Origin of the sequence: Neorhizobium sp. JUb45 (genome assembly GCF_004343585.1) — a bacterium.
Classification (GTDB): Bacteria; Pseudomonadota; Alphaproteobacteria; order Rhizobiales; family Rhizobiaceae; genus Neorhizobium.
This window is the reverse complement of sequence record NZ_SLYW01000001.1, coordinates 120,599-136,987: the sequence shown is the minus strand read 5'-3', so window position 1 is coordinate 136,987 and position 16,389 is coordinate 120,599. Positions and strand designations below refer to the sequence as shown.

General features: G+C 62.4%; 17 protein-coding genes. 8 read left to right on the top strand and 9 right to left on the bottom strand.

The features are described from left to right. Window positions 1–59: 59 nt before the first annotated feature. Both hutU and EDF70_RS00530 read left to right on the top strand, forming a co-directional pair. Window positions 60–1,748, top strand: coding sequence for a urocanate hydratase (gene hutU, locus EDF70_RS00535; RefSeq protein ID WP_132271311.1), 1,689 nt, complete (start codon window positions 60–62; stop codon window positions 1,746–1,748). Window position 1,749: 1 nt separating this feature from the next. Next, entirely contained in the window at window positions 1,750–2,295 is a 546-nt protein-coding gene (locus EDF70_RS00530) for a HutD family protein (RefSeq protein ID WP_132271310.1), read from the top strand. 209 nt (window positions 2,296–2,504) lie between these two features. Here the strand turns inward: EDF70_RS00530 and EDF70_RS00525 are convergent, their stop codons facing one another. Continuing rightward, entirely contained in the window at window positions 2,505–3,422 is a 918-nt protein-coding gene (locus tag EDF70_RS00525; protein WP_132271309.1) for a LysR substrate-binding domain-containing protein, read from the bottom strand. 92 nt (window positions 3,423–3,514) lie between these two features. Between EDF70_RS00525 and EDF70_RS00520 the strand changes: the two genes are divergently transcribed. The 4 genes from EDF70_RS00520 to EDF70_RS00505 all read left to right on the top strand — a co-directional run bounded on the left by EDF70_RS00520 (window position 3,515) and on the right by EDF70_RS00505 (window position 7,234). Continuing rightward, a complete protein-coding gene (locus EDF70_RS00520; protein ID WP_132271308.1) occupies window positions 3,515–4,549 on the top strand; it encodes a putative sulfate exporter family transporter in 1,035 nt (344 codons plus the stop codon). A gap of 115 nt (window positions 4,550–4,664) precedes the next feature. Next, complete coding sequence (locus EDF70_RS00515) at window positions 4,665–5,609, top strand: ABC transporter substrate-binding protein (RefSeq protein WP_132271307.1); 945 nt, start codon at window positions 4,665–4,667, stop codon at window positions 5,607–5,609. Window positions 5,610–5,681: 72 nt separating this feature from the next. Then, window positions 5,682–6,455: an ABC transporter permease gene (locus EDF70_RS00510; RefSeq protein ID WP_132271306.1), complete on the top strand. Its 774-nt coding sequence runs from the start codon at window positions 5,682–5,684 to the stop codon at window positions 6,453–6,455. Beyond that, the gene (locus EDF70_RS00505; protein ID WP_132271305.1) at window positions 6,452–7,234 is read left to right on the top strand and encodes an ABC transporter ATP-binding protein; all 783 of its coding nucleotides are present in this window, start codon (window positions 6,452–6,454) and stop codon (window positions 7,232–7,234) included. Before EDF70_RS00510 ends, EDF70_RS00505 begins: the two co-directional genes overlap by 4 nt. 247 nt (window positions 7,235–7,481) lie before the next feature. Here EDF70_RS00505 and EDF70_RS00500 read toward each other — a convergent pair whose 3' ends face one another. The 5 genes from EDF70_RS00500 to EDF70_RS00480 all read right to left on the bottom strand — a co-directional run bounded on the left by EDF70_RS00500 (window position 7,482) and on the right by EDF70_RS00480 (window position 11,109). After that, window positions 7,482–7,724 (bottom strand): hypothetical protein, encoded by a 243-nt coding sequence (locus EDF70_RS00500; RefSeq protein ID WP_132271304.1) that lies wholly within the window; start codon window positions 7,722–7,724, stop codon window positions 7,482–7,484. A gap of 28 nt (window positions 7,725–7,752) precedes the next feature. Next, window positions 7,753–8,331, bottom strand: a complete 579-nt coding sequence (locus EDF70_RS00495) for an SH3 domain-containing protein (RefSeq protein WP_165931909.1) — start codon at window positions 8,329–8,331, stop codon at window positions 7,753–7,755. Window positions 8,332–8,348: 17 nt separating this feature from the next. After that, window positions 8,349–8,921 (bottom strand): hypothetical protein, encoded by a 573-nt coding sequence (locus EDF70_RS00490; RefSeq protein ID WP_132271302.1) that lies wholly within the window; start codon window positions 8,919–8,921, stop codon window positions 8,349–8,351. A 74-nt stretch (window positions 8,922–8,995) separates the two neighbouring features. Further along, complete coding sequence (locus tag EDF70_RS00485) at window positions 8,996–10,366, bottom strand: ATP-binding protein (protein ID WP_132271301.1); 1,371 nt, start codon at window positions 10,364–10,366, stop codon at window positions 8,996–8,998. A gap of 2 nt (window positions 10,367–10,368) precedes the next feature. After that, the gene (locus tag EDF70_RS00480) at window positions 10,369–11,109 is read right to left on the bottom strand and encodes a response regulator transcription factor (protein WP_132272507.1); all 741 of its coding nucleotides are present in this window, start codon (window positions 11,107–11,109) and stop codon (window positions 10,369–10,371) included. 149 nt (window positions 11,110–11,258) lie between these two features. On the opposite strand from EDF70_RS00480, the gene EDF70_RS00475 reads away from it, so the two are divergent. Further along, window positions 11,259–11,567, top strand: coding sequence for a hypothetical protein (locus tag EDF70_RS00475; protein WP_132271300.1), 309 nt, complete (start codon window positions 11,259–11,261; stop codon window positions 11,565–11,567). 16 nt (window positions 11,568–11,583) lie between these two features. Here the strand turns inward: EDF70_RS00475 and EDF70_RS00470 are convergent, their stop codons facing one another. Continuing rightward, window positions 11,584–13,416 (bottom strand): ABC transporter ATP-binding protein, encoded by a 1,833-nt coding sequence (locus tag EDF70_RS00470; protein ID WP_132271299.1) that lies wholly within the window; start codon window positions 13,414–13,416, stop codon window positions 11,584–11,586. Window positions 13,417–13,676: 260 nt separating this feature from the next. Further along, entirely contained in the window at window positions 13,677–14,873 is a 1,197-nt protein-coding gene (locus EDF70_RS00465) for an aminotransferase class V-fold PLP-dependent enzyme (protein ID WP_132271298.1), read from the bottom strand. A 109-nt stretch (window positions 14,874–14,982) separates the two neighbouring features. On the opposite strand from EDF70_RS00465, the gene EDF70_RS00460 reads away from it, so the two are divergent. Next, the gene (locus EDF70_RS00460; protein ID WP_165931908.1) at window positions 14,983–15,807 is read left to right on the top strand and encodes an IclR family transcriptional regulator; all 825 of its coding nucleotides are present in this window, start codon (window positions 14,983–14,985) and stop codon (window positions 15,805–15,807) included. 16 nt (window positions 15,808–15,823) lie between these two features. Here the strand turns inward: EDF70_RS00460 and EDF70_RS00455 are convergent, their stop codons facing one another. Further along, complete coding sequence (locus EDF70_RS00455; protein WP_132271296.1) at window positions 15,824–16,321, bottom strand: RidA family protein; 498 nt, start codon at window positions 16,319–16,321, stop codon at window positions 15,824–15,826. Between the last annotated feature and the right edge of the window lie 68 nt (window positions 16,322–16,389).

Here is a 16,389-nt window from a genome sequence, read left to right as displayed (position 1 = left end):
CCGAAGGCCGGATGAGGGGGCGGTTGCGACACACGAAAAACAATGAAGAGGGAAACGAAATGACCACCAATCCGCGCCACAACATTCGCGACGTCCGCTCCCCCCGCGGAAACGAACTCACCGCCAAAAGCTGGATGACCGAAGCGCCCTTGCGCATGCTGATGAACAATCTCGACCCGGACGTGGCGGAAAACCCGCATGAACTGGTCGTTTATGGCGGCATCGGCCGCGCCGCCCGCACCTGGGCGGATTTCGACCAGATCGCCAATACGCTGAAGACACTGACCGAGGAAGAAACCCTGCTCGTGCAGTCCGGCAAGCCGGTCGGCGTGTTTCGCACCCACAAGGATGCGCCGCGCGTGCTGATCGCCAATTCCAACCTCGTGCCACACTGGGCAACCTGGGACCATTTCAACGAACTGGATAAAAAGGGTCTCGCCATGTACGGCCAGATGACCGCCGGTTCGTGGATCTATATCGGCACGCAGGGCATCGTGCAGGGCACATACGAAACCTTCGTCGAAGCCGGCCGCCAGCATTATGACGGCAGCCTCAAGGGCAAATGGATCCTCACCGGCGGTCTCGGTGGCATGGGCGGCGCCCAGCCGCTCGCCGCCGTCATGGCCGGCGCCTGCTGCCTCGCAGTCGAATGCGACGAAACCCGCATCGATTTCCGCCTGCGCACCCGTTACGTCGATGCCAAGGCAAAAACGCTGGACGAAGCGCTCGCCATGATCGCCGAATGGACGGCGAAGGGCGAAGCCAAATCCGTCGGCCTGCTCGGCAATGCCGCCGAGATCTTCCCGGAACTCGTCCGCCGCATGCAGGCCGGTGGTCCGCGCCCCGATATCGTCACCGACCAGACGTCGGCGCATGACCCGCGCAACGGTTACCTGCCGCTCGGCTGGACGGTCGAGGAAGCCAAGGCCAAGCGCGAAAGCGATCCGAAGTCGGTCGAAGTGGCGGCCCGCGCATCGATGAAAGCGCATGTCGAAGCCATGGTCGCCTTCTGGGATGCCGGCGTGCCGACGCTCGATTACGGCAACAATATCCGCCAGGTCGCCAAGGACGAAGGTCTGGAAAATGCCTTCGCCTTCCCCGGTTTCGTACCCGCCTATATCCGCCCGCTGTTTTGCCGTGGCATCGGCCCGTTCCGCTGGGCGGCCCTCTCGGGCGAGCCGGAGGATATCTACAAGACCGACGCCAAGGTGAAGGAACTGCTGCCGGACAACAAACATCTGCACAACTGGCTGGACATGGCGCGCGAGCGCATCGCATTCCAGGGCCTGCCCGCGCGCATTTGCTGGGTGGGCCTCGGCGATCGCCACAAGCTCGGCCTCGCCTTCAACGAGATGGTCCGCAACGGCGAATTGTCGGCACCGATCGTCATCGGTCGCGACCATCTCGATTCAGGTTCCGTCGCCTCGCCCAACCGCGAGACGGAAGCCATGAAGGACGGATCGGACGCCGTCTCCGACTGGCCGCTGCTCAACGCGCTTCTCAACACCGCATCGGGCGCGACATGGGTATCGCTGCACCACGGCGGCGGTGTCGGCATGGGCTATTCGCAACATTCCGGCATGGTCATCTGCGCCGATGGCTCGGAAGATGCCGACCGCCGTCTGGAGCGCGTGCTCTGGAACGACCCGGCCACCGGCGTCATGCGCCATGCCGATGCGGGTTATGAGATCGCGGTCGATTGCGCCACGGAAAAAGGCCTGCGGCTTCCCGGCATTCTGGGCAACTGACATGCGGATCCTGCGCGCTGCCGATCACCGGCGCATGCCATGGAAAAACGGACGCGGAGAGACGGTGGAAATCGCCGTCTTTCCGCAAGGTGCCACGGTCGACACGTTCGACTGGCGCATCAGCATGGCCACGGTTTCGGAGGATGGACCGTTCTCGGTATTCGACGGCATCGACCGCACGCTGTCGATCCTCGAGGGTGCGGGCATGGCGCTTCTCGTGGACGGATGCGAGCCGGTTCTGCTGACACAGACATCCGCGCCTCACCCGTTTCCGGCCGATGCGCCGACGATGGCAAAGCTAGCGGACGGTACGATCACCGACCTCAACGTGATGACGCGACGCGGGCGATTTTCGCACTCGGTGGACAAGATCGTGGCACCGGTGACGCTGGGGCCGAGTGCCGGGGCGACGCTGGTTTTGTGCCATCGGGGCGCGATGCGGGTGCAGAACGAAACGTTGGCCGCACTTGATTGTGCCTTGCTGGAAACGGGCAAAGCCGTCGAGATTTCCGGCGATGGCGACGGGTTTGTGATCCGGCTTTTCTGACGGGAACCAAGGCTTTGCGAAAAGGGCGCAACAGACTCCAATTATCTTCTCCCCTTGGGGGAGAAGGTGGCCCGAAGGGTCGGATGAGGGGGAGCGAAGCCACATCGAGAGGTCATGCCGTGTCCCCCCTCATCGCCTCGCTGTCGCTCCGGCACTTCTCCCCGATGGGGAGAAGATGCTGAACGGCACCCTACCCAGAACATCCCCTCTCACAACCCCATCAACCCCGCCTTATGCTCATCCGCCGCCGCACGGCTGATGCGTTCCAGTTCCTCCGCCGCCCGTCCGCGATGGCGCTCCTTGTGCCGCAGAATGGCAAAATTGCGCGCCGGCAACTCGATCCCCGCGCGCACCAACAAACCCTGCCGCAGAAACGGTGCCGCCACCATGCCGGACACAGCCGTCGCGCAATCGCCCGAGCGCACCGCCGATACCACCGCCTCGTTGGACGGCAGTTCCAGCACGACCGAAATATCATTCACGCCGATGCCCATGCCCGACAGCGCCTCCTCGAAAGCCGAGCGTGTACCAGACCCCTTTTCACGCAAAACCCATGAGGTCACGGAGGTGATGTCCTCGCGCCCGATCGCGCGGCCATCGGCAAACGGATGCACCGGGCTTGCCACCACCACCAGCCGGTCCGCCACGATCGGCAGAACCGACAGCGCCGGCTCGTCGATCAGCCCCTCGATGAAGCCCACCTCGCCCAGTCCGTCGCGGATCGCATCGGCTACCATGCGGGTATTGCCGATCGTCAGCTTCAGCTCGACACCGGGATAAAGCCGTTTGAATTTCAACAGGATCGGCGGCAGCCAGTAGCTGGCGATCGTCTGGCTGGCGAAAACGCGGATCTCTCCGCGCGCCAGACCGCTCATTTCCGACAACATCAGTTCGGCGCTTTTCGCCCGCGCCAGCGTTGCCTTCGCCTCGCCCAGAAACATCCGGCCGGCTTCCGTCAGCTCGATACGCCGCCCCACCCGGTGAAACAGCTCGACACCGTAAAACCCTTCGAGATTGCGGATGGCGGAACTCGCCGCAGACGGCGTCAGCCCCACGGCCTCTGCACCCCGGGTCAAATGTTCGCGCTCGGCAACGGCGACAAAGATGGCAAGCTGTTCAAAGGTCATCGTTCGATTTTGCCGCATGAAACATCAGCTATTATACGATGGAACTGAACATCGTGGAAGCGCATCGTGACATTACACGATTGGAGAGCACGATGGCTCTTGCCACCCATACCGACCACAGCATGCCGCACGCCCTCACCCGCCTTTTGCCAGGCGTGCTGGCGACACTTGCCGTGTCGGCGGTTGCGATTGCTCTGGAAGCCGCCGAAATTCAGTTTTTGCAGGGTCGCTGGATCGAAAGCCTCGTGCTCGCCATCCTTGTCGGCATGGCCGTGCGCTCCTGTTTCGACCTGTCGCCGTCCTTGGATGCAGGCATCCAGTTCTGCGCAAAAACCGTACTGGAAGTGGCTGTCGTGCTGCTGGGCGCCTCGATCAGCATCTCCGCCATCGAGGATGCCGGCCTGACGCTGGTCGTCGCCATCATGGTGATTGTCGCCCTGTCGCTGATCGGCAGTTATGGCATCGGCCGCCTTGTCGGCCTGTCGCCCCGCATCGCGACGCTGGTGGCCTGCGGCAATTCTATTTGCGGCAATTCGGCGATTGCCGCCGCAGCCCCGGTCATTCACGCCAAACCGGACGAGATCGCCTCGTCGATCGCCTTCACCGCCGTCCTCGGCGTCGCCCTTGTACTAGCCCTGCCGCTGCTGCAGATGCCGCTGTCGCTGGGTGTTGCCGATTACGGCGTGTTCGCCGGCCTCACCGTTTATGCCGTGCCGCAGGTTCTGGCGGCCACCGCCCCTGCCGGCCTGATCAGCGTGCAGACCGGCACGCTGGTGAAACTCATCCGTGTCATGATGCTCGGCCCGGTCATCGCCACGCTTTCCGTACTGCATGGTCGCAATACCGGCGGCAAACTCTGCTGGAAAAGCATGGTGCCGTGGTTCATCCTCGGTTTTGCCGCGCTGATGGCACTGCGCTCCGCCGACATGATCCCGCAGGCAGCCCTTGCACCTACCTCGGCCACGTCGGGCCTTCTCACCATCGTCTCGATGGCGGCGCTTGGCTTGTCGGTGGATATCCGCAGCATCCGCCAATCCGGTGCCCGTGTCATCGGCGCCGCCATGCTGTCGCTGGCTTTCCTCTCCGGTCTTGCCCTGATTTTCCTCAAAGTTTTTGGCGGCCACTGATCCCGGTAAAACCGCCGCATTATGTATAGACAAGTCTGCGATCCCATGCCTAATATCACTTTATAGGCAGGCGACTGACCTGCTGAATAATGAAGCAGACAGGGGAACAGACCACATGAAAAAGCTTGCCACGATTGCCGCCGTCATGGCGACCCTTTTGGCGTCCACCGCCGCCAAGGCCGAGACTGCGGTCTCGATGGGCATTTCCGGCTGGACCGGTTTTGCGCCGCTGACGCTGGCCAAAGAAGCCGGCATCTTCAAGAAAAACGGCCTCGACGTCACCATCAAGAAGATCCCGCAGGGCAGCCGCCATCTGGCCCTCGCCTCGGGTGACGTGCAATGCGCCGCCACCACGGTGGAAACCTGGATCGTCTGGAATGCCGTCGGCATCGAAACCACGCAGATGTTCCAGCTTTCCGTATCCCATGGCGGTGACGGCATCGCCGCTAAGCCGGGCATCGAGAAGATCGCCGACCTGAAGGGCAAGACGGTGGCGGCTTCCGCGCCGGGCACCTCGCCCTACTTTCTGCTCGCCTGGATCCTCGGCAAGAACGGCATGACCATGAAGGACGTGAAAATCGTCAACATGGAGCCCGGCCCGGCGGCACAGGCGCTGCTCGCCGGCCAGAACGATGCGGCCATGACCTATGAGCCCTATCTGTCCTCGGTGCGCGCCGAACCCACCAAGGGCAAGATCATCGCCACCACCAATGATTACCCGGCCGTTCTCGACACGTTTGGCTGCACCAATGCCTTCCTGAAAGACAATCCGGACGCCGCCAAGGCGCTGGCCAAGAGCTATTACGAGGCACTGGAACTGATCAAGACGGACAAGGACAAGTCCTTCGAGATCATGGGCAAGGACGTCAAGCAGAGCGGCGCGCAGTTCGGTGAATCCGCCGCCTTCCTGACATGGCAGGACCGCGATGCCTCGCTGAAGTTCTTCGAGACCGGCTTCAAGACGTTCAACGACGAGGCTGCCGAACTGCTGCTGCAGGCAGGCGTCATCAAGGCGAAGCCCGACCTCACCAAGCTCGCAGACCCGGCTTTCATCAAGTAAGCTGAGCATCGCCATATCGCATGGAGCGCCGCACCGCCGGCGCTCCCTTCATGTCTGTAGAAGGGGCGCGTCATGCAACCTCTCCAACCGATCAGTGCGCGTGTGCGCATTGCCCTCGGCATCCTGTTTTTCGTGATCTTCTTTTCCGGCTGGGCGTTTGCGACGCTGGGCGGTTTTGTCTCGAAAACCTTTCTCGCCGATCCCATCACCATGCTGCGGGATGGTTATGACCTGCTCGTCAACCAGGGTTTTGCCGTGGATATCGGCATGACCATCTGGCGCGTCGTCGGCGGCTTTGTTCTCTCGGCGCTGATCGCCGTGCCGCTCGGCATCCTGATGGGCGCCTACAAGCCGATCGAAGCGCTGCTTGAGCCCTTCGTCTCCTTCGCCCGTTACCTTCCGGCATCCGCCTTCGTGCCGCTGCTCATCCTCTGGGCCGGCATCGGCGAGATGCAGAAACTGCTGGTTATCTTCATCGGCGCCGTCTTCCAGATCATCCTGATGGTCGCCGTCTCCGTCTCCGGCACCCGCCGCGATCTGGTCGAGGCCGCCTATACGCTCGGCGCCAGCGACCGGGGTGTCGTGCGCCGCGTGCTGATCCCGTCCAGCGCACCGGATATCGCCGAAACGCTGCGCCTCGTGCTCGGCTGGGCGTGGACCTATGTCATCGTCGCGGAACTGATCGGCGCATCCTCCGGCATCGGTTACATGATCATCAACAGCCAGGCGCTGCTCGCCACCGGCCAGATCATCTTCGGCATCATCGTCATCGGCATTATCGGCCTGATCTCCGACTTCGCCTTCAAGAGCCTCAACCGCAAACTGTTTGCTTGGAGGCTTGCATGAGCGAACTCATCGTAAAGGGCGTCTCCCGCATCTTTCCGGGCGTGCATGGCGGCAAGCCGGTGACGGCGCTGCAACCGACCGATCTCGACATCGCCAAGAACGACTTTGTCACCATCCTCGGCCCTTCCGGCTGCGGAAAGTCGACGCTGCTGCGCATCATCGCCGGGCTGGACAAACCGACGACCGGCACCGTCACGCTGGAAGGAAAAACGATCACCGGGCCGGGCGCCGACCGTGGCATGGTGTTCCAGTCCTACACGCTGTTTCCGTGGCTCTCGATCCGCGAAAACGTCGCTTTTGGCCTGCGCGAACGCGGCATTGGGGCGAAGGAGAAATGGGAGATCGTCGACAGCTATATCGACAAGGTCGGCCTGCGCGGTTTCGAAAACCACTGGCCAAAACAGCTGTCCGGCGGCATGCAGCAGCGCACGGCGATTGCCCGCGCGCTCGCCAACGACCCAAAGATCCTGCTGCTCGACGAACCGTTTGGCGCACTCGACAACCAGACGCGCGGGCTGATGCAGGAACTGCTGCTCGGCATCTGGGAGCGCGAGCAGAAGACCGTGATTTTTGTCACCCACGATATCGAGGAGGCCGTGTTCATGGCCAACCGCGTGGTGACGATGACGGCGCGTCCCGGCCGCATCAAGTCGATCACCCCGGTCGACCTGCCGCATCCGCGTCACTACACGGTGAAGGCCAGCCCGGAGTTTTCGGCGTTGCGGTTGAAGCTGACGGAAGAGATCCGTTCGGAGGCTATTGCGGCGTCACATGAGTGAGGGCGGCAGACTCTCTTTCTATCCACAGAGACATGACTATCGCATATGCAAGAAAGTCCCCCTCTGGCCTGCCGGCCATCTCCCCCACAAGGGGGGAGAAAATATGCGGCAACCGCCCGCCTCGATTGAGTTAAAACAGTGCGGCTAGGTTAAGCCCCTCCCCCTTGTGGGGAGGGGTTTGGGGCGGGGTCTTTTTCCATATGCTTGCCCTGTGGCCTGCGCGGATAAGACATGCGCCATTACAAAATCACTGCTTCCGTGCCGCCCGCACGTCCTTCATCGCATCCGCACAGGGCTTGGAAAACTCGCTCGCGTGTTCATGGATGCAGGCTTTCAGCTTTCCGCCTCCGGGCGAAATGCCGGGGCAAAGCCGCTGCATATCCGGTGCGCAGATTTCCCGCGCAGCCTGCATCTGGGCCTGACCGGCCTGCTGCGCATGGGCGCTACCTGCAAAAAGCACGATGGCGATGGTGAGTGTTTTTCTGATCATGATTGTCCTCGTTTGATTTTGGGGAAAATTACCAGCGGCTGATGGTGCCGTGGCGCACGATGTGGCCGCCATTCGGGCCGGTGACGACGCCGGTGCGGCTGCAGACGCCACCACCGCAGGAGCGCGTCACGGTGCGGTCGACATGGGGTGGGCGCGGGGGATGCGGCCCGACATGCGGCGGCACCGGGTAATACCGTCCCCAATGCCCGTACCAGGGGCGGCCAGCATAATGGTTGTGCCAATAGGCATGGTTGAAGGCGACGACCGCGATGCCGATGGCCGGCGCCACGGATGGCGTAATAACCACCGGACGCCCGGCATGGATGACCTGCAGATAGGCGGCCGATACCCAGCCACGCTGCCCGCCCCAGCCGATATCGCACCAGGAACGGTCGGCAAGGCAGCCATAGGTCGCGACCGAGGCGGAAGGCGGAAGCGTGGTGACCACCGGATAGGCGGTGCCCGGCCCGGCGCGCAGGTTGACGGCATTGGTGGTGACGGCGGGCGTCGCGGCACTGGCCTCCGAGGCCATGGCAAAACCGGCCAGCAGGATGGCGGTGGCCCAGAAAGACGGCGAAAGGCGTTTACCCGTGCGGATGATCGACATGGTCAGATCCTTTCCCATCACATCTGGCCGATCAGGCGCGGCAGGCGTGCGGCCTCGCGCTGTTCCGGGTTGAGTTTGGCGCGCAGGTCAGTGACGGCCCGTTTCAGCGTTTCGGCCTTGGCATTGCTGGCCAGCACCATGTCGGCGATCGCTTCGGAGCGGGCAAAGGAATCCGGCCCCTGGCTGTTCTCGTCATCCTTGCCGAGAAGGCTGGTGACGATCTCGCGTTCCGGCACCATGGCCAGAACCGCATTGGTATAGGCGCGCCAGACATCCTGCTGATCGGTGCGGATGCCGATTGCGGTTTCCTGAATGGACAGCCCGGTCGAGATGATCAGGCGCATGCGTTTCGGCGTGTAATGATCGCGCAGAAAGGCGGCGCGTTCGCCAAAGGCCATGCCACGCTCGAAGCCGGGATGGGGGCGATAGCCGTAGTCATAATCGTCGGCCCAGTCGTCCTCGTTGCGATCGGAGACGTTGGTCGCGCCGGTTTCGACGGCGTGGCGAAGCGTACCGTTCTGGGCGATGGCGGCGGTGGAAAGGCTGGCAACGGCCAGCACGATAGCTGCGGCGGGAATTGCGATTTTCATGTCGTGATCCTCTTCATGCGGTGGATGAGGATCAAATTGGCTGACGCAGTTTTCCTGAATGCGTCAGGTTCTTTTCATTTTGTAACAGCTGACGCCTTTGCCGCATCGGTACGCGGCAACGTCACCACCGCTTCCAGCCCGTGCGGCTGAAGATTGCCGAGCCGCACCGTACCACCATAGGCCTCGGTGATCTGGCGCACGATGGTCAGCCCCAGGCCCGAGCCACCGGTATCGCGGCTGCGCGAGGTTTCCACCCGCACGAACGGGTCAAACACCACATCCTGCATGTCGGGATCGATGCCCGGCCCACGGTCGCGGATCGCCATCACCACATGATCGGCCTCGCTCACCAGCGACACCCCCAGATAGCCCTCGCCATAGCGCTGGGCATTGTCGATGAGATTGTCGATCACACGTCTGAGCGCCGCCGGCTGGATGCGCACCATGGCGGCTTCCGGCCCGTCGGCGAGCGTGAGGACATCCGGCACGATGGCGCGTTCGGCCAGCACCGTTGCCAGCATGTCAGCCACATCAATCGCCTCCACCGCGTCCACCGCCAGCGCTGCCTTGGCAAACACCAGCGCATCGGTCATCAGCCCCTGCATGGTCTCGACATCCTGCAGCGCGCGGGCACGGTGCGGATTGTCCGGCATCATTTCCAGCCGCAGCCGCAGCCGCGTCAGGTTGGTTTTCAGGTCGTGCGAAATCGCGCCGATGACAAAGGTTCGGTTGTTGATCAGCGTGGCTATGCGCTGCTGCATGGCGTTGATGGCGCGAATGAGTGTGCGCACTTCCTTGGCGCCGGCCTCCGGCAGTGGTTCCGGCTGCAGCCGCGTGCCGAGCCTGTCGACGGAGCGCGACAAGGCGGCGATCGGCCGGGCCTCGCGCGCCACCGCCACCAGCGCCACGATGGCGACGATGAAACCGAGCGCACCGGCACCAAAGCCGATCGGCCAGCCGAGAATGCGCACGGTCAGCGTATCGTTCACATCGAACCGCGCCACCTCGCCCGACACCAGCCCGATCTGCACCAGAATGCGCCGTTCGTCGTCATTACCCTCTGCGCCGTCATCGCGATCCTCGGCATTGCCGACAGCGAAAAAGCGGTCTCCCAGCCCCTGCCTTTCCAGTTCATGCCCGACAAGGAAGGACAGGCGCACAAGGCCAGTGCCGAAATGGGAGGGCTGTTCGGCCGGTGGCGTTTGCGAAAAGCTGAGGTCTATGCCGTTGGTTCTTGCCAGCGCAACAATGGTCGGACGGCCGTCAGGCGGTGTCCGGTCGAGAAGCTGGACATAGGGCACGATCCGTTCGCCGACAGAATAACGGCGCTCCACCGTCGCATCCGCCTTGTGGCGGCGCACGCCCTCAAACACCACGACCTGTATGACGAACAGGGCAACCGCCACGATCAGCACGATACGCCAGAAAATCCCGAGCCGGGCCATCGTCAGGCGTCCGTAACCTGCGCCGACAGCATATAGCCGGCGCTGCGCACGGTGGTGATGAATGCCTGCCCCGGCGGCATCAGCGGTGTCAGCTTGTTGCGCAGCCGCGACATGGTGACATCGATGGTACGATCGAACGGATCGGCCACACGGCTGCGGGTCCAGTCCAGCAATTGATCACGTGACAGAACGCGACGCGGACGTTCGAGAAAACACATCAGCAGGTCGAATTCCGCCGAGGTCAAAAACACGCCCTCCTCATCGGCGGGACCGACGGTGCGCGCATCGAGATCGAGAACGAGGCCACAAAAAGCCTTGCGGCTGGGACCTTCGGCTGCACTGCCATTCACCTGTTCGGCCGCGCCGTTGCGCAGGCCACCACGCCGCAGGATGGCGCGGATGCGCGCCAGCAGTTCGCGCGGATTGAACGGCTTGCCGAGATAATCGTCCGCCCCCATTTCCAGCCCGACGATGCGATCGATCTCCTCGTCCCTGGCCGTCAGCATCAGGATCGGCAGATCGCTGTTTTTTCCACGCAGGCGGCGACAGAAGGAAAGCCCGTCCTCGCCCGGCAGCATCAGGTCGAGCACGACGAGATCCGGCTTGCGCAACACCATCAGCTTTTCGGCGGCACTGGTGGTTTCAGCGGCACTGACGGCAAAACCCTCACCGGTGAGAAACTCGGTCAGCAGCGTGCGGATGTCGCGGTCGTCCTCGACGATGAGAATATGGCGGTCGTTCATGGCCATCCATCTTCCATGGCCAGACGTGACAGGCAAGCGTTACGGGCAGGCTGTTACAAAATGCAAAAAATCTCGAGATTTCTGCAAAACGCCGGCAAATCGATAGCCGCATGCTTCTTCCCGTCCATCAACGAGGAAGGAAACACACCATGATCAAGACGCTCTCGATCCTTGCCACCACCGCACTTCTGCTTGGCGCCGCCACACAAAGCGCCAACGCCTGGACGCGTGACGGCCACGTCCACACCCCGCGCGGCACCTATTCAGGTCACGCCAGCGGCGGCTGCGCCGGCGGCACATGCTCGCGCAGCAAGGTGGTGATCGGCCCTTATGGCCATACCGCCAGCCGCTCCGGTTACGTCACCAAGACAGCGCCCGGCAGCTATTCCTATGGTCGCACGACGACGGGACCGCATGGCAATACCGTCACCCGCAGCGGCAGTGTTTCGCGCTACTGAGAGTGACGCAACGCCATCAGCTCTCGGCCACCAGATGGCCGGGAGAAACTTCCCGGTATTCCATCGGCACGATCTTGTAATCGACCGGACGGATCGGGCTTTTCAGCTCCTCCACCACAGCGGAATTCTTGATGCGCCGACGTTCCGGGTCCGGCACCGGCACCGCCGACATCAGCCGTTTCGTATAGGCATGCTGCGGATTGCCGAAGACCGAGGCACGCGGCCCGATCTCGACGATTTCCCCCAGATACATCACCGCCACCCGGTGGCTGACGCGTTCGACTACGGCCATGTCGTGGGAAATGAACAGGAAGGCAAGATCGAGTTCCTGTTGCAGATCGAGCATCAGGTTGATCACCTGCGCCTTGATCGACACGTCGAGCGCCGACACGCTTTCATCCGCAACGATCACTTTTGGCCGCAGCGCAAGCGCCCGCGCGATACAGATACGCTGGCGCTGGCCACCGGAAAACTCGTGCGGATAACGCTTGGCCATATCCGGTGTCAGGCCGACCTTGACCAGCATGTCGGCCACGACCTCCTTCGCCTGTTTCGCATCACCCATCCTGTGCTCGAGGAAAGGTTCGGCAATCGCCGCCCCCACCGTCATGCGCGGGTTGAGCGAGGCGAACGGATCCTGAAAGATCATCTGCACGGATTTGCGCATCTCGCGCATATCCTTTTTATCGAGCGCCAGCACCTCGCGGCCCTCGACCAGAACCGAACCGCTTTCCGGCTCGATCAGCCGCATGATGGCGCGGCCGGTGGTGGATTTGCCGCAACCACTCTCGCCCACCAGCGACAGGGTCTCGCCAGCCGCCAGATCAAAAGAAACGTTTTCGACCGCATGCACACGGCCACTGAGCTTTCCGAACAGGCCCGAATGGATGTCGAAACGTTTGGTGAGATTCTTGACCTGCAGGATCGGCTGGCCGGATGCCACGGTATCGGCAACCTCGACCGGCACATCGGAAAGACCCGTCGCGGCGTCGACCACCGGAAAACGTAGCGGCCGCTGATAGGCCTGCATCGAGCCCAGCACCGGCACGGCGGACAGAAGCGCCCGCGTATACGGATGCTGGCCGCGGTGAAAAATATCGGCGGTATCGCCGGTCTCGACCTGCTCGCCGCGATACATCACAACGGTACGGTCGGCGATTTCCGCGACCACGCCCATGTCATGGGTGATGAAGAGAACCGAGGTCCCCTCCTCTTCCTGCAGCATCTTGATGAGATCGAGGATCTGGCCCTGAATGGTGACGTCGAGCGCCGTGGTCGGCTCATCGGCGATCAACAGTTTCGGCTTAGTCGCAAGCGCCATGGCGATCATCACGCGCTGGCGCATGCCGCCGGAAAAACGGTGCGGATATTCATCGAACCGCGAGGCGGCCGATGGAATGCGCACCTTTTCGAGAATGCGGATGGTTTCGGCCTTCGCCTCGGCCTTGCTGATCGCGTTATGCGCAAGCAGCGCCTCGGAAATCTGGTCACCGATGGTGAAGAGCGGATTGAGGCTCGTCATCGGCTCCTGAAAGATCATCGCCACATCATTGCCGCGCACCTTGCGCATCTCGTGTTCCGGCAAAGCCAGCAGATCGCGACCGCCGAGAAAAACCTTGCCCTCGATACGGCTGGTATCGGGCTGCAGCAGGCGCATGATCGACAGCGATGTGACGGATTTGCCCGAACCGCTCTCGCCGACGATCGCCACCGTCTCTCCGGGCGCGACGGTGAAGGAAATATCGCGAACGACCGGCTTCCATTCTCCCTCGACCACGAAGGATGTCCGCAGCTTTTCGACGGACAGGACCGGATCGGTGGATGGAATGATCTTGGCTGCGGTATTCATCGGCGTTCCCTTGTTGTTTTGGTGTTCCCCTGCCGGGGATGGGCACAAAATCTCGGCGTACTGCCTCAGAAAAGTCCCCCTCTGGCCTGCCGGCCATCTCCCCCACAAGGGGGGAGAAAATATGCGGTAAACTCCCTGCCCAAAATGAACCTCAGCGGATCGGCTGGGTTAAGCCCCTCCCCCTTGTGGGGGTCCACAAGGACGGGCAGAGACACGCGGCTCTGCCCAGGTCGGGTTTGGGGCGGGGTCTTACTTCAACCTCAATCCGGCCACTTCAAAGCACCATCAAACCGATGGCGAGAAAGATCCTCGAACGGCGTCGCGATGATCTCATTAGACGCCCGCGCCTTGTCGAGCTCCTCGGCAAGACGCGAGGCCACCACGGTTTCCTGGCCCGGATGCAGGTTGCACGGGTCGAGGTAGAAATAATGATGCTCCACCTCATGATCGCGCACGATGACCGGCACCGGGCCGCTGCGCAAAACCGCCGCCAGATCCCATGCGGTGATATGCGCTTCCTCGGCAGAGATGATCACCCGCATGCGGTCGAGCGGGTTGTTGGTCGGGTCCGGCTCGATCAGCGCGGTGACACCCGGGCGGTTGTCCAGCGTCTGTTTCCAGAGATTCAGGTAACCCGTCTCGCGCTCGCGGATGCCGGCGTGATCCCGCTTCTCCCACGCTTCCAGCGCCGCCATGACGCCAAAAATGCTTTCCTTGCCGACCTTCATGCCACGGCCGATGCCCATGTTCTGCAGGAAGGCGTTGCGCACGAGTTCCTTTTTGCCGGCAACGATGCCCGAGGTCGGGCCGCCGAGAAACTTGTGGCCGGAATAGAGCGCGATATCCGCACCCTGCTCGAGAAAAATACGCAGATCATATTCCGAAGCCGCGTCAACGATGACCGGCACGCCCTTGGCATGGGCGATCTCGGCGAATTCCTTCAGGTGCAGAAGGCCGTAATTGACGACATGATGCGACACCACGAACACAGCCGCGGCCGTCTTTTCGGTGATGGCATTTTCCATGTGGTAGCGATGCGTCGAGGTCGCCTGACCGATCATCACGGCCTTGCCGCCGGCCAGCCGGATTGCCTGATCGACCGGTGCGCCGTAAGAAACGACATGGCCCATCTGCACCAGAACCTCGTTCTTTTCGGTCGAGACCTCCGGCAGCTTTTCGATCGCCAGAAGGTCCGGCCCGGTAATGGCGCCCGCCACCGCAAGGCTGATACCGGAAGAACAGGAGGCGGTGACGAAACCGGCCTCACCGCCGGTCAGCCGCGCGATGACGGCGCTTGCCTTGCGCTGCAGGTCGCTGACCTCGACGAATTGCGGCAGGATCTGCGTCATCGCGGCAATCGCTTCCGGCACCACGATCGAGGCGCCGAGCCCGGTCATCGTGCCGGAGACGTTGATCACCGGGCGAAGGCCGATCTTGGTGCGGATATCATCGGACATTGTCATTCTCCAGGTTGTATGCTGCGCATGGACATGCGGATTTCAGTTGCTCTCAACGCCTCTATGCCATAGTAATGAAATAGGTTCTTTAAGGCGCAGGAGCGTGGTTTTGGATACGAAGACATCAGCGGAAAACCTTTCCGACACGACGCCTGTTGACGGTGATGCCAAGGCGAAACGCTCGCGCGTCAGCGGCATAGACCGCGCCTTGCAGGTGATCGATTATCTCTACGAGACCGGCGCGCCGGCTGGTGCTTACGCGATTGCCAAGGCGGTGAAGGCGCCGCTCTCCACCGTCTACGTGATCATCGACGATCTGGTGGACAAAAACATGCTGGCCCGCAATGCCGACGGCACGTTGTGGCTTGGCGCTCGGCTCTATCACTACGGTCTCGCCTATGCCCGCTCGCTGGATTTCATGAGCGTCGCCACCCACGAAATGCACGATCTCTGCCGCGAGGCCGGCGAAACCGTGCAGGTCTGCGGCCGCGATGCCGAACATATGCTGGTTCTCGCCATGGCCGATGGACCGAGCCACTTTCAGGTCGCCTCGCGCGTCGGCACCCGCGTGCCGCTCAACTGGACAGCCTCCGGGCGCCTTCTGGTCGGCCACATGGCGGAAGCCGAACGGATCGATCTGTTCAAGCGCGGTGCGCGCATTTCGCCGACCGGCCGCGCGACGATAGACCCGACCGAACTGGCGCGCGCCGCCAAGGTGGCGTTCGAGGAAAGGTTGTCGATCCAGGCCGGTGAGTCCGACTATTCGGTCGCCTGCATCGCCTCGCCGATCGTCGATAGCAGGGGCGATTGCGTGGCGACGATTTCCATCGTTCTGCCGGAGCAGAAGGTGCTTGCCGACAAGTCCGGTTATGCCGACCGGGTGAAGGAGTCGGCAGCGCGGATCGAGAAGCTGATGGGCTGGCGCAACCACTGACCGTCTCCTCCCGACCTTAATCGTGCAATGCCACGATCGCTTCGATCTCGACCGTGATATTGCCGGGAAGCGAACCGAAACCGACCGCCGAGCGGGCATGCTGGCCCGCCTCGCCGAACACGGCGTTGAAGAGATCGGAGCAACCGTTGATGACCTGCGGATGATCGCCGAAATCAGGCGCGGCATTGACCATGCCCAGCAGCTTTACCACGCGACGAACGCGCGAAAGATCGCCCAGCGCATCATGCATCACGGCAAGCAGGTTGACGCCGGTCAGGCGTGCATCGGAATAGGCTTTTTCGGCGGTTACTTCCGTGCCCACCTTGCCGGTATGCATGAAACCGTCTGCCTCCCGGGGGCCCTGCCCCGAGAGATAGAGGATATTGCCTTCGATCACATGCGTGACGAAATTGGCGATCGGCGGCGGTGCCGGCGGCAGGGTGATGCCGAGCGCGGTTAGCCTGTCGTACGGCGTCGCTGCCGTCGCTTCGGCCTTGATCGGGGACTGGGTCACGCAAACTCCTGTGTCATGCAATGCGGGTCATGCGATATCGTCTGCCTCAGCGGCAGGGCTGAAAAAGA